The sequence below is a fragment of the Lysobacter solisilvae genome (genome assembly GCF_016613535.2).
GTDB lineage: Bacteria > Pseudomonadota > Gammaproteobacteria > Xanthomonadales > Xanthomonadaceae > Agrilutibacter > Agrilutibacter solisilvae.
In genome coordinates this window covers 424,591-438,286 of record NZ_CP071518.1, presented here as the reverse complement: position 1 = coordinate 438,286, position 13,696 = coordinate 424,591, and the positions used below count along the sequence as shown (strand labels likewise).

Annotated in this window: 10 protein-coding genes; 6 read left to right on the top strand and 4 right to left on the bottom strand. The window is 64.9% G+C overall.

The window, feature by feature from the left end; translation table 11 throughout:
- Positions 1 to 232 precede the first annotated feature (232 nt).
- The gene (locus tag I8J32_RS01955) at positions 233 to 2,902 is read right to left on the bottom strand and encodes a serine/threonine-protein kinase (protein WP_200615524.1); all 2,670 of its coding nucleotides are present in this window, start codon (positions 2,900 to 2,902) and stop codon (positions 233 to 235) included.
- A gap of 13 nt (positions 2,903 to 2,915) precedes the next feature.
- Positions 2,916 to 3,575: an ECF-type sigma factor gene (locus I8J32_RS01950; RefSeq protein WP_200615525.1), complete on the bottom strand. Its 660-nt coding sequence runs from the start codon at positions 3,573 to 3,575 to the stop codon at positions 2,916 to 2,918.
- Between the two features lie 394 nt (positions 3,576 to 3,969).
- Between I8J32_RS01950 and I8J32_RS01945 the strand changes: the two genes are divergently transcribed.
- The 5 genes from I8J32_RS01945 (at position 3,970) to I8J32_RS01925 (ending at position 10,384) form a co-directional block, all read left to right on the top strand.
- Positions 3,970 to 4,821, top strand: a complete 852-nt coding sequence (locus I8J32_RS01945; RefSeq protein WP_200615526.1) for a right-handed parallel beta-helix repeat-containing protein — start codon at positions 3,970 to 3,972, stop codon at positions 4,819 to 4,821.
- Positions 4,822 to 5,466: 645 nt separating this feature from the next.
- On the top strand, positions 5,467 to 7,626 hold the full coding sequence (locus I8J32_RS01940; protein ID WP_200615527.1) for an adenosylcobalamin-dependent ribonucleoside-diphosphate reductase: 2,160 nt from the start codon (positions 5,467 to 5,469) through the stop codon (positions 7,624 to 7,626).
- A 214-nt stretch (positions 7,627 to 7,840) separates the two neighbouring features.
- Positions 7,841 to 8,461, top strand: a complete 621-nt coding sequence (locus I8J32_RS01935) for a hypothetical protein (RefSeq protein ID WP_200615528.1) — start codon at positions 7,841 to 7,843, stop codon at positions 8,459 to 8,461.
- A gap of 144 nt (positions 8,462 to 8,605) precedes the next feature.
- The gene (locus I8J32_RS01930) at positions 8,606 to 9,400 is read left to right on the top strand and encodes a TSCPD domain-containing protein (protein ID WP_200615529.1); all 795 of its coding nucleotides are present in this window, start codon (positions 8,606 to 8,608) and stop codon (positions 9,398 to 9,400) included.
- An 87-nt stretch (positions 9,401 to 9,487) separates the two neighbouring features.
- A complete protein-coding gene (locus I8J32_RS01925) occupies positions 9,488 to 10,384 on the top strand; it encodes a YecA family protein (RefSeq protein ID WP_200615530.1) in 897 nt (298 codons plus the stop codon).
- A gap of 320 nt (positions 10,385 to 10,704) precedes the next feature.
- Here I8J32_RS01925 and I8J32_RS01920 read toward each other — a convergent pair whose 3' ends face one another.
- Both I8J32_RS01920 and I8J32_RS01915 read right to left on the bottom strand, forming a co-directional pair.
- Positions 10,705 to 12,420 carry an ATP-dependent nuclease gene (locus I8J32_RS01920; protein ID WP_200615531.1) on the bottom strand — a complete coding sequence of 572 codons (1,716 nt, stop codon included), beginning with the start codon at positions 12,418 to 12,420 and terminating at the stop codon, positions 10,705 to 10,707.
- Between the two features lie 212 nt (positions 12,421 to 12,632).
- Positions 12,633 to 12,950 carry a hypothetical protein gene (locus I8J32_RS01915; RefSeq protein WP_200615532.1) on the bottom strand — a complete coding sequence of 106 codons (318 nt, stop codon included), beginning with the start codon at positions 12,948 to 12,950 and terminating at the stop codon, positions 12,633 to 12,635.
- 498 nt (positions 12,951 to 13,448) lie between these two features.
- Here I8J32_RS01915 and I8J32_RS01910 point away from each other — a divergent pair, with 498 nt between their 5' ends.
- A complete protein-coding gene (locus I8J32_RS01910; RefSeq protein ID WP_200615533.1) occupies positions 13,449 to 13,628 on the top strand; it encodes a hypothetical protein in 180 nt (59 codons plus the stop codon).
- The last annotated feature ends 68 nt before the right edge of the window (positions 13,629 to 13,696 follow it).

Here is a 13,696-nt window from a genome sequence, read left to right as displayed (position 1 = left end):
CGCCTGGGAGACGAGTGGATCCGGCGACTTTGCTTCTGGGGTTCAGCGAGAACTTTTCAGACAAGGCGTCCATCAGGTTCGCGGCGACCTGCTGCCCCCATCCCAACCTTCCCCCGCAAAGCGGGGGAAGGAGCAAGTCGATCAGCCCCTTCCCCCGCTTCGCGGGGGAGGGTTGGGGTGGGGCGACGATCGCGTCGCAACTCAAAACAAGCCGCGCTCAATGCGCTTGCCCTCACCGCACCGCCGCCGCCACAGGCAGCGCGACCTTGGCCACGCCCGGCGCCAGCGCCCGCGTGCGCGGATGCGTCGCGCCATACACCCGCACCAGCGTGGCGTACGCACGCGCCTGCCACGTCGCCGCTTCCACCGTGCGCCCGGACGCGGCCAGCACATAGGCCAGGTCGTTCGCCGCTTCGCCGTAATCGTCGGTGGCGGCGAAGCCGGCCTTCGTCAGGCGGTCCAGCACCGCGCGGATCTCGCGTTCCCCGTCCGCCTGCTGGCCAGCCAGGAACCGCGCCCGCCCCAGTGCCGCCTGCGCACGGTTGAGCGCCGGCTCGCTGGTGACGCGGTCATGCGCCATCGCCTCCACCGCCGGCACCAGGTGCACCAGCGCGGCCTGCGTGCGGCCCTGCTGCAGCAGGCTGATGCCGAGCTGGCTCTGCAGCTGGTGCAGGTTGGCGTCGTGGTGCACGCGGGCCTTGGCCAGCGCCTGTTCGTAGAAGCGCTGCGCGCCGGCCGGGTCGCCCTGGCGCAGCTGCACGCTGCCGCGGTTGGCCAGCAGGCTGACGCTGATCGGATGGTCCGCGCCCAGGCCCGCGAGCATGACCCGCTCGGCCTCGTCCAGCGCCTGTCCCGCCAGCGCGATGGCGTCGCCCCGGCACATGCGCGCGGCCGCCACGCCCATCAGGGGCCACACGCGGCGGGGGAAATCCACGCCCTTGTGGCGCACCAGGATCGCGTCGGCATGCTCGAACCCGCTCTGCGCCAGCGCGCATTCGTCCACGCGCAGGTGGGCGTTGGCCAGGTTGTTCCAGTCGACGGCCGTCTCCTCGTGGTCCTTGCCCAGCAGCGCGGTCCGGTCGGCCAGCGTGTCGCGGTTGAGGGCCAGCGCTTCGTGCAGGCGGCCCCGCAGGGTGGTGATGGTCGACAGCAGCGTGCGCAGCTTGATCCGCTGCAGGCGCTGGTCGCCGCCCACGCCGGCCAGCTGCGCCAGCGCGGCGCGCACGTCGCGTTCGGCGCCGTCGTCGTCGCCGCTTTCGCGGCGGGCGATCGCGCGCGCCTGCAGCGCTTCCACCCGCGGCAGGCCGCGCAGCCGCAGTTCTTCCATCTGCGCCAGGCCCCGCTCGATCAGCGCGATGCCGCCGTCGCGGTCGCCCAGCTGGTACAGGCTGGCGCCGATCGTGGCGCGCAGCTCGGCCTGCGATTCGGGCGCCTGGCCCAGTTCGTTGTCCACGCGCTGCGCGGCGGCCTGCAGCAGTTCGACCGCGGTGGTCTGCGTGCCGCGCGCGCTCTTGAGCGGGCTGGCGCTGCTGAGCAGCGACACCGCGAAGTTGCGTGTGGACAGGGCATTGCGCGCATGGTTCTGCGCGGCCTGGGCGTTGGCCTGCGCATGCCGGGCCTGCACGCGGGCCTCGCGCGCCTGCCACAGGGCCAGGGCCAGCGCGATGCCGATCGCGGCGAACGCCGCCAGTCCCGCCGACACCGCGTACCGGTTGCGCCAGGCGAACTTGCGCAGGCGGTACACGCGTTCGCCGCGCGTCGCGCTGACGGCGCGCCCGTCCAGCCAGGCCTTGAGGTCCTGGCCCAGCGCCTCGGCCGACGCGTAGCGGCGCGCCGGGTCCGGCTGCAGACAGCGGTGCAGGATCGCGGCCAGGTCGCCGCGCAACGCCTCGGCCAGCCCCTTCGGACTCAGCCCGCGCGTGAGCGCGGCCTCTGGCTCGATCCGCTGCGCGGCGCGCGGCAGCGACTCGGGTTCGCGGCCCAGCAGCGCGGCCGGCGAGCGCGCCGCCGCCCGCGACGTGATGCCCAGCGGATGCGTCCCCGCCAGCAGCGCATACAGCACCACGCCCAGCGAGTAGAGGTCGGTGGCGGTGGTGACGGCTTCGCCGCGCAGCTGTTCGGGCGCCGCGTACTCGGGGGTGAAGGGCCGGTCCACCGTCGTGCCGTCGGCGTCCTCGGCGTCGTCCTCCAGCAGCTTGGCGATGCCGAAATCCAGCAGCCGCGCCTGGCCGTCGGGCGTCACCAGGATGTTGCTGGGCTTGAGGTCGCGGTGCACGGTGAGGTTCTGGTGCGCGTGCTGCACGGCGTGGCAGACCTGCAGGAACAGGCGCACGCGCGTGGGCAGGTCGGCGCGGTGCTCCTCGCACCAGGCATCGATCGGCAGCCCGTCGATGAACTCCATCGCGAAGTAGGGCGCGCCCTGCTCGGTCACGCCGCCGTCGAGCAGGGTGGCGATGTTGGGATGGCGCAGCTGCGCCAGGATCTGCCGCTCGCGCAGGAATCGGCGGCGCAGTTCCGGCCGGTCCAGGCCCCGGCGGATCAGCTTGATCGCCGCCGCCTGGCGGAACTCGCCATCGGCGCGCTCGCCGCGGTACACCGCGCCCATGCCGCCGCGCCCGACGATGCCCATGATCCGCCACGGCCCGATGCGATGGCCGACCAGGCCGTCGTCGGGCTCGTCGCCAGCGTCGGGGAAAAGCGTCTCGGGACGATGCTCGAGCACGCCGGCGGCATGCGCGTCGGCGCGCAGCAGCGCCCGCACGCGCGCATGCAGCGCGGGGTCGTCCGCCGCGAGGCGGTCCAGCCGCGCCTGGCGCGGCGCATCGTCCAGATCGAGCAGGTCGTCGAACAGCGCGAGCGCGCGCTGGCTCAGGTCGGTGTCGCTGGGCGGGCGGATGCTCATGGGGCAATCATGCTCATGCCGGACCGCCGCCGCCGCCGCCGTCGGCATCCGCGCCGCCCGCCATGTCGCCGCCGATCTGCCCATAAAGGAACGCGCGCGCCTTGCGCCAGTCGCGGTTGATCGTGCGCTCGGTGACCCCCAGCAGCCCGGCCATCTGCGCATCGGTCAGGCCGCCGAAATACCGCCACTCCACGACCTTCGCCAGCCGCGGGTCCACCCGCGCCAGCCGTTCAAGCGCGGCGTCGAGCGCGAGCACGTCCTCGCCGACGTCCGGCGCGTGCAGCGCGGTGTCCAGGGTGATCCGCAGCCCGTCCTGGCCGCCGCGCTTGTCGGCCACGGCACGCCGCGCCTTGTCGACCACGATCTGCCGCATCGCCCGGGTCGCCAGGGCCAGGTAGTGGTCGCGATCGCTCACCTCCAGCCGGGCGCCGGACAACTTCAGCCAGGCCTCGCTGACCAGCGCCGTCGTGCACAGCGTCTGGCTGGCGTTGCCGCGCAGTTGCCGATGGGCGGCGCGGCGCAGCTGGTCGTAGATCAGCCCGTACGCGGCGTCGCCCGCGGCGGCATCGCCCTCGCGCGCCTGGCGCAGCAGGCGGGTGACGCCGGCGCTGTCGTGGTCGGGCGTGAGCGCCGGCGAGGGCGGGGCGGACGGGGGTGGATTGGCGTCGGACATGCTCGGATCCCTCGGGCCGTCCGGATGCCGTTGCACCGGACATTGCAAATCCCGGCGCGCTCGCGCCGTCATCGCTGCTTGCGGTGGCCCCTTCGTGCCGCCGATCGCCGGCACGTCCCCGTTCCCCCGTGCACGCAGGCTCGCGCAACCGCCCGCGCGTGGCAAGCCCGGCGTGCGCAGGCAGCGGCGGCCCGGCGGCGGCGCGCTCCCGCTTGCGGCAGACACGCGAATCGCCGCCGAACCGGCCAACTTTAGTCACCCAACTCACGACACTGTGCGCGCGATCGCGAACACCGGATCGTGCGCGCCCATCGGAACGCCCCGTACGGACACGAACGGCGCCGAGCCCGGACCATCGGGCGACCCCTTTCCCTTCCAGACGAGACCCTTCCGCATGAACCTCGTGCGTCCCGCCCTTGCGTTGCTGCTCGCCGGCTTCGCCCTGTTCCCCGGCGCCACCCGCGCCGCCGAAAGCTACGACAGCTGCGCCGGCTTCATCGACTCGCTGCCGGTGGTGATCAGCAGCCAGGGCACCTGGTGCCTGCGCAAGGACCTGTCCACCGCGGTGGCCACCGGCTTCGCCATCAAGATCGCGGCCAACAACGTCACCATCGACTGCAACCACTTCAAGCTCGGCGGCCTGGCCGCGGGCGACGGATCCAAGACCTACGGGGTGTACGCGGAAAACCGGCAGAACGTCACCGTGCGCCACTGCAACCTGCGCGGCTTCTACGCCGGCGTGTTCCTGTGGCGGGGCGCCGGCCACCTGGTCGAGGACAACCGCGTCGACAACTCGCTGGGCTACGGCATCTTCATGCTCACCGACTTCAGCACCTCCGGCATGATCCGCAACAACCAGGTCTATGCCACCGGCGGCGCGCCGGACCACGTCACGATCCCGGGCATCTCCGCCGTCGCCGACATCATCGACAACACGGTCGACGGGGTGTTCAGCGCCACCGCCAACGGCGCCCCCATCGGCATCGATGCGATGGGGCCGGGCACGGAAGTGCGCGGCAACCGCGTGCGCGGCCTGGTGTCGGGCGGCTCGGGCACGGCCATCGGCCTGCGGATGATGGCCGACGGCATCGTCGCCACCGGCAACCGCTTCATCTCCCAGACGCCGCTCGTCGGCGGCAAGGCCATCCATGGCTCCAACTATGGCGTGTGCCAGGACAACATCGCCTCGCGCTACCAGTTCCTGATGACCAGCTGCCAGGACGGCGGCGGCAACGTGATCAACTGATCCCGCACGTCCCGGCACGGGGCCGGCCGCGGCGACGATACGCGGTCCCGCCCGCAACCCGGTGCATGGCAATGCAGACGCGAAGGGGCGACGCGCAAACGCGTCGCCCCTTCTGCTTTCCCGGCACGCGCCGGTAGCCGTTTGCCGCGCCGTGGCATCGGCGCCGAGGCCGCTCGCCGGGCCGACGAACGCGCATTCCGGCCGCTTCAAACGCAACTCGCGGGAGTATCCGGCCTTGACATTTGCGACAGTGATTCAGGCCTCACAAACCCGTTGACACCCGCCCGGCCCGGGCGTAGCTTGGCCCTCCGCCGCCACTACATCTTGTGGTGCGCAGGCGGGAGGAGCCCAGGCATAGGGGTTGCTTGGGGAGTCTAGGCAAAAGCCGGATCACGCTGGGGAACGGCGTCCGGCGGAGCAGACGGGCCGGCAAAACGGCCTGAACCCACACCAAGAGACAAGGCCAGGCGACGTCATCTCGATCTCCGCAAGGAGCCATCAGAACGATCGCCGGCCGCGCCGTCGGAGTTTTCCAGCGCGGGATGCGCATTCGCGGTATCGACGTCGGACACCACGTCGCAGCGCCCACACATAAGAACTACAGCCACGGCACGATCCGTGGCGGAACGAGGAGACAGGACAGGCATGAGCACAGTGCGCCTCGAGGCGGTCAAGACCCCCACGGCTGGCAAAGATGGGGAGATCCCGATGCAGCCGGCGTCCCAGGACATCTGGGACAAGAAGTACCGGCTGAAGACCAAGGCCGGCCTGGCCGTCGACGCCGACATCGACGCGACCTACCAGCGCGTGGCGCGCGCCCTGGCCGACGCCGAGCCGGGCAGCGAGAAGCAGGCCTACTGGTATGAGCGCTTCGTCTGGGCGCTGCGCCGCGGGGCCATCCCCGCCGGCCGCATCACGTCCAACGCCGGCGCGCTCGAGCACAAGCCGGCCACCTCGACGATCAACTGCACCGTGTCGGGCACCATCGAGGACTCGATGGACGGCATCCTGGAGAAGGTCCACGAAGCGGGCCTGACCCTGAAGGCCGGCTGCGGCATCGGCTACGAGTTCTCCACGCTGCGCCCGCGCGGCGCGTTCGTCGCCGGCGCCGGCGCCTACACCTCCGGCCCGATGTCCTTCATGGATATCTACGACAAGATGTGCTTCACCGTCTCGTCCGCCGGCGGCCGCCGCGGCGCGCAGATGGGCACCTTCGACGTGTCGCATCCGGACGTGAAGGACTTCATCCGCGCCAAGCGCGAGGACGGCCGGCTGCGCCAGTTCAACCTGTCGCTGCTGATCACCGACGGCTTCATGGAAGCGGTGGGTACCGACGCCGACTGGCCGCTGGTGTTCCCGGTCAACATCCAGGAAAAGGATGACGTCGACTTGGACAACGCCGAGCAGGTGGTCTGGCGCGAGTGGCCGACCCACAAGAACTACATCGTCCGCGAGGACGGCCTGGTCGCCTGCCGCATCTACGGCCACATCCGCGCCCGGCACCTGTGGGACATGATCATGGTCTCGACGTACGACTACGCCGAGCCGGGCTTCATCCTGATCGACCGCGTCAACGAGATGAACAACAACTGGTGGTGCGAGTCCATCCGCGCCACCAACCCCTGCGGCGAGCAGCCGCTGCCGCCCTACGGCGCCTGCCTGCTGGGCTCGGTCAACCTGACCAAGTTCGTCCGTGACCCCTTCACCGACAAGGCCTCCTTCGACTGGGAGGAATACAAGGAAGTGGTCCGCGTGTTCACCCGCATGCTGGACAACGTGGTCGAGGTCAACGGCCTGCCGCTGGAGCGCCAGCGCGCCGAGATCATGCGCAAGCGCCGCCACGGCATGGGCTTCCTGGGCCTGGGCAGCACCGTGACCATGCTGAAGATGAAGTACGGCTCCAAGGAGTCGTGCGACTTCACCGACCGCATCGCCCGCGACATGGCGGTGGCCGGCTGGGAAATGGGCCTGGCCCTGGCCAAGGAGAAGGGCGCCGCCCCGATCATGGAGGAGCGCTTCGAGGTCTCCGCCGAGATGCTGCGCAAGCGTCCGGAGATGGTGGCCGACGGCTGGAAGATCGGCCAGGAGATCCCCGGCAAGGTGCTGCACGCCCGCTATTCGCGCTACATGCAGCGCATCGCCACCGTGGCCCCGGAGCTGGTGGACGAGCTGGCCGAGTCCGGCGCCCGCTTCACCCACCACAGCTCGATCGCCCCGACCGGCACCATCTCGCTGTCGCTGGCCAACAACGCCTCCAACGGCATCGAGCCGTCGTTCGCCCACCACTACAGCCGCAACGTGATCCGCGAGGGCAAGAAGTCCAAGGAGAAGGTGGACGTCTATTCCTTCGAGTTGCTGGCCTACCGCGAGCTGGTCAACCCCAAGGCCATGCCCTTCAGCGAGCTGCCCGAAGCCCGCCTGCCTGACTACTTCATCTCGGCCGACGACATCAGCCCGAAGGAGCACGTCGACGTCCAGGCCGCCGCCCAGAAGTGGGTGGACTCCTCGATCTCCAAGACGGCCAACGTCCCCACGGACTACCCGTACGAGGACTTCAAGGACATCTACCGCTACGCCCACGAGCAGGGCCTGAAGGGCTGCACCACCTTCCGTTTCAACCCGGCCGCCTTCCAGGGCGTGCTGGTCAAGGAAGCGGACCTCGAGAACACCACCTACCGTTTCGAGCTGGAAGACGGCAGCGTGCTGGAGGTCAAGGGCAACGAGCAGATCGAGTACGACGGCGAGATGCACACCGCCGCCAACCTGTTCGACGCCCTCAAGGAAGGGTATTACGGCAAGTTCTGATGGAAGCCGCGCCCCGCGCGCGGTGCTGGGCAAGCCGCCGGGGACATTCCCCGGCGCTCGACGGACGGCTTGGATTCACGATGAATTCCCTTTGCAGCCGGTATAGCATCGACCTGCAACAACGTTGAGTTGAAGCAAACGCAAGTTCGATTCGTTGTCCCGATTACCAAAAGCCTGCCACCAGCACCACAGAACAGGCCCCGAAGGAGGGCATATGAGCAACGGGAACTCAGTTACGGCGACCATTTCCCAGGCCGCCGACAGCGTCAAGGAAACCGCGTCCAACGTGGGCACCGCCATCGCCAAGGGCGCTGACGACGCCGTCAAGTCGGTCAAGAAGACGGCCACCAAGGCACGCAAGGCCGCCACCAAGGCGGTCGGCACCGCGAAGAAGAAGCTCGCCTCGGCCTCCGCCGCGGCCAAGAAGGAGGCCGCCGCCCTGACGGCGAAGGTCGCCGGCAAGAAGAAGACCGCGAAGAAGGCTGCCAAGAAGGCCGCCAAGAAGGCCACCCGCAAGGGCGCCGCGGTGAAGAAGGCGGCCAAGAAGACCGCCCGCAAGGTGACCAAGACGGCCAAGAAGACGGCCAAGAAGGCAGCCAAGAAGACGGCCCGCAAGTCGGCCGCCAAGAAGGCCACGAAGAAGGCAGCGAAGAAGTCGACGGCCAAGCGGCCGGCGAAGAAGGCCGCCAGGAAGACCGCCCGCAAGGCTACGGCCAAGAAGGCGACGGCCCGGAAGGCCGTGAAGAAGACCGCCAGGAAGGCGCCGGCCAGGAAGGCCGCCAAGAAGACGGCCAAGCGCCCGGCGAGGAAGGTCGCGAAAAAGGCCGCACGTTAAGCAGCACCGCACCACGCAGTAACCAGTCACGCAGTAAACAGAACAGAAAGCCCCGATTGGTCGCCGCGCCCGCGCGGGCGCGGCGACCGCACTGAACCACTTGCGCACCTAAGCACTGCTGCCCGCACGACACAGGACCGAGCGATGACCGTCAAGATCGACAAGAAAATCAAGGGCTACAGCGTGGTCAGCGCCGACGACAAGGCCGCCGCCGCACTGAAGGCCGAGTCCGTCAGCCGCGCCGCCGCCGAGGCCGAGCTGCCCAAGATGGCCGACGTCATCCAGATGCACGAGCGCGTCGAGCGCCCCGAAGTGCTCATCGGCTCCACCTACAAGATCAAGACGCCGCTGGTCGAGCACGCCATGTACGTGACGATCAACGACATCGTGCTGAACCCCGGCACCGAGCACGAGCTGCGCCGCCCGTTCGAGGTGTTCATCAACTCCAAGAACATGGACCACTTCCAGTGGATCGTGGCCCTGACCCGCATCATGTCCGCCGTGTTCCGCAAGGGCGGCGACGTCACCTTCCTGGTCGACGAGATGCGCGCCGTGTTCGACCCCCGCGGCGGCTACTTCAAGGCCGGCGGCGTGTACATGCCCTCCCTGGTCGCCGAGATCGGCGCCGTGGTCGAGGAGCACCTGAAGTCCATCGGCCTGATGCACGACCCGGAAATGAGCGACGCCCACCGCGCCCTCATCGCCGAGAAGCGCAAGGCCTACGAAGACCGCTCAAAAAAAAACTCTGACGTAAGCCTCGCGGCGTCCGCCATCAGCGCCGACGCCGACGCCCGCACCGAGGAAGTCATCGAAGTCACCGGCGAAGGCGCGTCCTTCCCGCCCAGCGCGACCATGTGCCACAAGTGCTCAGCGAAGGCTGTGGTGATCATGGATGGGTGTGCGACTTGCTTGAACTGCGGGTACAGCAAGTGCGGCTAGAACAAGCAAAGCGGCGGTGAAATGCAAGGGCTAGGTCAGCAATGAACCTAGCCCTTTCTCTTTGCTCGGTGGCCAAGGGAGACCGACATGATTGAAAGCCAGCCGCGCAATGCTCCATGCTCCTGTGGCAGCGGTCGTCGTTACAAGCATTGTCATGGCGCAATTGTTAATGAAGGCTCGGGCTTTCCCGGTGATGTGCGCGAGGGGATGCCTAAGAACGCCGGGCGATTGCCACGTCTAATGGTCAGTGTCGAGGCCGAGCTTTCACGGGCCATCAAGAGAATTTCTGGCGTCCGTATCGACTCTATCTTGGGAAAAACTGCGGAAAAGAACGCAGACTTCTTGTTTGATCGGCACTCTGTCATTGCCGAGTTGAAGGAGTTGGAAGTCGATCAGATTGCGTCCGATCGTTTCATGGAAAAGTGTACGGCCATCTATGAGCGATATCGATCAGAGGGAAAGCTTTCCCATCAAGCATTTGGGACTGTTCGCCTTTCGACCGAAGGCTTGCCGGAGGAGTTCACGCGAGAAATTGCGGACCTCTATGCTGTTCCGATCAGCCGAGTCATTCGTTCCGCCGATGAACAGATAAAATCCACTCGTCGCCTATTAGATAGATCAGGACATCTCGGATTACTGATTCTTGTCAATAACGGCAACACTGCACTTGATCCGAAGCACGTGATTTGGTCGCTCGGAAGGCATCTAGGTGGTGCTGAATTCCCGAACATCAATTCAGTGGTGTTCTTCACCGTAAACATGCCGGTGGAGTCTGACGAGGTCGAGCTTTTAGGTGAAATGGACCTCCACGTGTGGTACTCCGCGGGACGACGCGAGTTCGACCGCGTCGAAGAGCATTTCCTCGAATTGCTTCGTAAGTCTTGGTTTTCGCACTTGGCTAGCCTCGGAGCTCCGGTGGCCGAGCTTCCTGGAGCTATGGATCAGCTTAGAAGCTTGAGAAATTCGAGGAAGCCAAGCGAGTAGTGACCCTGAAGGGGGCGCAGGGAATTAATAATCTCCTCTGCCCCCTTTTTCTCGGGGTAAAGGGGGGCATTTGCCCCAAAAACAAATGGCCCCGCAACTGCGGGGCCTTTGTTCTTCTGGGTCAGGCCGACCCGCGGCCTCCTTCGCTCACTACTCTACTGACCCCTTAAGCCGGAGGGAATTAATCGTCCGCTTTTCGTAAGAAAGGATCCAAGGTTCATCTTCAAGCGTCATTGAAATTGAACCTGGAACCTTTCGTTGTCAAGCGAACCGGCTAATGGTCGGCCGACGCAGCATGAGGGAGTTTCAGGGTTCATTCTTTAGGTACGTCTCGGAGCCAGAAAGCTAAGAATTTGCTCAACAAATGCCTTGAGAGGAACAGGACATTCGTTGTCGTGTAGGGCCTGCAAGGCTCGCTGGTTCCACCTGCTCCCCTTCGATGCCCCGTTTTCAAGCCAGGACTCAAGTTCACCACACGGGACAACGAACAACCCTGTCGCCGAGAGTCTTCCAATTAGCTCTTGTGCCGAGCCCTGGTCCTGCGTGGGCAAAGCTGAAAATCCAGACTTTTTGGCTTGATCCCACTTGTTCGATCCACCTCTTGCGCATGCCACCAAGCTGCGTCTCGCCCCTCGCAGGTCAACGTCATTGCGTTCCAGCCAAGCCTTGACGTTCGCGACTAGCCCCTCAAGCAACTGTCCTTGGCTACCCGCTTCCACCGCGTCAGCCACAACGGTGCGAAGTTGCTTCGTCCGCTCATCAAGCCCTTTCCCTGTCAGTCCTTCGACTATGCCGTCGAGAGTCGACTCGGAGCTGATAACGTCAAAGTCAGCCACAACGCAGACTGGAGTCCCTGAGTCCCTCAACAGCTTTGCAGGGAACCTCGCAGCATCCTTTCCGTTGCTATGAATGAACAGAAAGTCCTCGCCGCGATAGTTGTCATTGAAGCGGTGAGCAACCGTCTGATAAACAGCGCGATCGGGGTCGCCTTCGCAGATAACAACACCTCGATGAAAAAGCGAATCCAAGACCGGCTGGCTGGACAGAAGTGGCGATTCGATCAGGCCCGTCGTGGCCGCCTTTGGGATCCGATGAAACTTGGTAACACCATTTATGCGATTGAGGCGGAGTATCGTCGCGTCAACCCCGGCTGAAACCATTCCAGCCAAAAAGTCCGCACTATGCGTAGCAACCACAACTTGACCAGGACGTCTAGCTGCTTGCGTGGCCACCCAGCGTCCTAGCACCCGCGCTTGAGCGGGGTGCAGGAAAGCCTCTGGCTCATCTAGAAGGATCACCCGGCTCGGGTAGGTCAAGAGAGCCATAGCAATGCCGGCGAAAGATCGGAAGCCGTCCCCCTGACTCTGAAGCTCCTCCGCATTCGCCATCAGCAAATCCAGCTCAATTCGACTGTCAGGTAGCTGACCAAAATCGTTAGCGACTCGCAGGTAGAATCGAGTCATAGCTGCCCAGTCCAGGCCAATGTCCATCTCGAACGCGTCCCGGAATGCGCGACGGAACTCAGTCATCACACTCAGGTCTGACGCGTACAACGACTGGAGCGCATTCGAAGGAGTTTCGCTCCTTGGGTTGAATGCAGGAGAACTCTCCGTAAGTTTGAAGCGCGCCTCCGCGCCTAGATAGCCAATTAGGCAGGTCCCAAGGCTCCTCAGGATTTGGAGCTCCTGGGAAGCCGCATCTGGCTCAGGAGGATAGACATGGGAGAACCAGTGCTTGTTTGGCCCGAAGTTGGTGTGGCTCTGTAGATCGTCCTTCACGCCAATAATCTGGATGTGATCCGCGGCCTGATGTGGCCGAATCTGAACCTCTGCCTTGAGTTCGGCCTCACTTGGCAACGTGACCCGCAGGGACTCCAGCACTACCAGGCCTTCCCTTCGTCCGGTGCTCGTGTACTGACGAATGTCCTTTAAGGTTTGGGACTTGCCGCAGTTGTTGGGCCCAACGAGGACCGTGATTTGTCCTAGCTCAATTGACGCGTTGTTGCCGGGAGTGACGGAATCAATTCGGTATGGCAAGCAAGGCTCCTAAGACATATTGTGAGGACTGCGAACCGCTGGTCCGTGGCTGCATGAACCAGATCTCATGGGCTAAACGAGCGAGCTTTAGGCCGATCCTGCGCTCGGCGTCGATCAGCGAGCAGATCACTAAGAATTTAAGGGAGCGAGGGATCGAGGGGCTTATCGAGCCTGTTTGCATGAAGCAAGTGATTCTCTCCGTGGCGGAAAGCTCAGTTTCTCCTTCGATTGATTTCCGTAGCCACGGCCTGGATAGCGTTAGCCAGCTCGAAGAAGTCCTCACGACCGCCAGAAGGAAGCGCCTCGAGGCGTTGATACGTACTGTTCTCCAGGAAGGGGACCTTCATAGAGGCGCCGCCAACCGCGGCCTCGCCAAGGCCTCGCATTCTGCTTGCGCTCTCCAATAACTCCGTCTTCAAGTCAGCATGCGGATCGCCGGGCTCCGGGGCGAATACTTTTGTGTCGTTGGTATATCCGGTCGGCGGGGTAAGAAGGGCGGACAACCGCTTCAGCTCAGTTTCGAGTGACATTCGTGCTGGTCCTAGGCCATGTGAAAATCGATCATGGGGGGCGGACGTGAGGGCTTCAAGCCCCAAAAACGGGTTCAGAGACCGTTCTAAAGAGAGAAACGGGGTCAGAGACCGTTCTAACGAGGTCGACCAAAGGGGATGGAGGGAATTGATGGATCTAAGGGGACAGAGGTAATTGAGCCGGGTCTCGAGAAACGGAGAAACGGGGTCAGAGACCGTTCTAGCGAATCGTAGCCAAAGAGGACGGTGTTAATCCCCCGCGGACGAAAGGCCAGAATGAAAGGACCCGCCGACGGTAGATAGCTCTGACCCCTCTAGCGCAACAGCACGCAAGCTAGACCGGCTCAATGGCAGGGGACCAACAATCGACTTGGCCTAGATCTCCTAGGAAACGTTGCCCGTCTGCCTGCGCCGGCACCAGCAAGAGTCGCAATGTGTTCAAGCGACGCCCACCTTCGCAGTGAAGTGCACTGCTTCATTTGACCTCAAAGGAATCGCATGTCCATCAGTACTGACGAGAAGAAGGTCGCGCTCGCACAGGAAGCCACCAAGATTGTCGTTGCCCTCATCCAGGGGGTACCGAATGTCTTCGGGGCAGCAGGCGCGGAAGAAGCCGGAAGGCGAGCAGCCGCGGCCTTCTCTCTCGTGTACGACCAGATCAAGAACAAGACTCTATAAATCAGGTCCAGAAACGGGGTCAGAAGCGCGGAGTAAAGGGGGCAGATTCATTTATCCCCTTTTGTTAA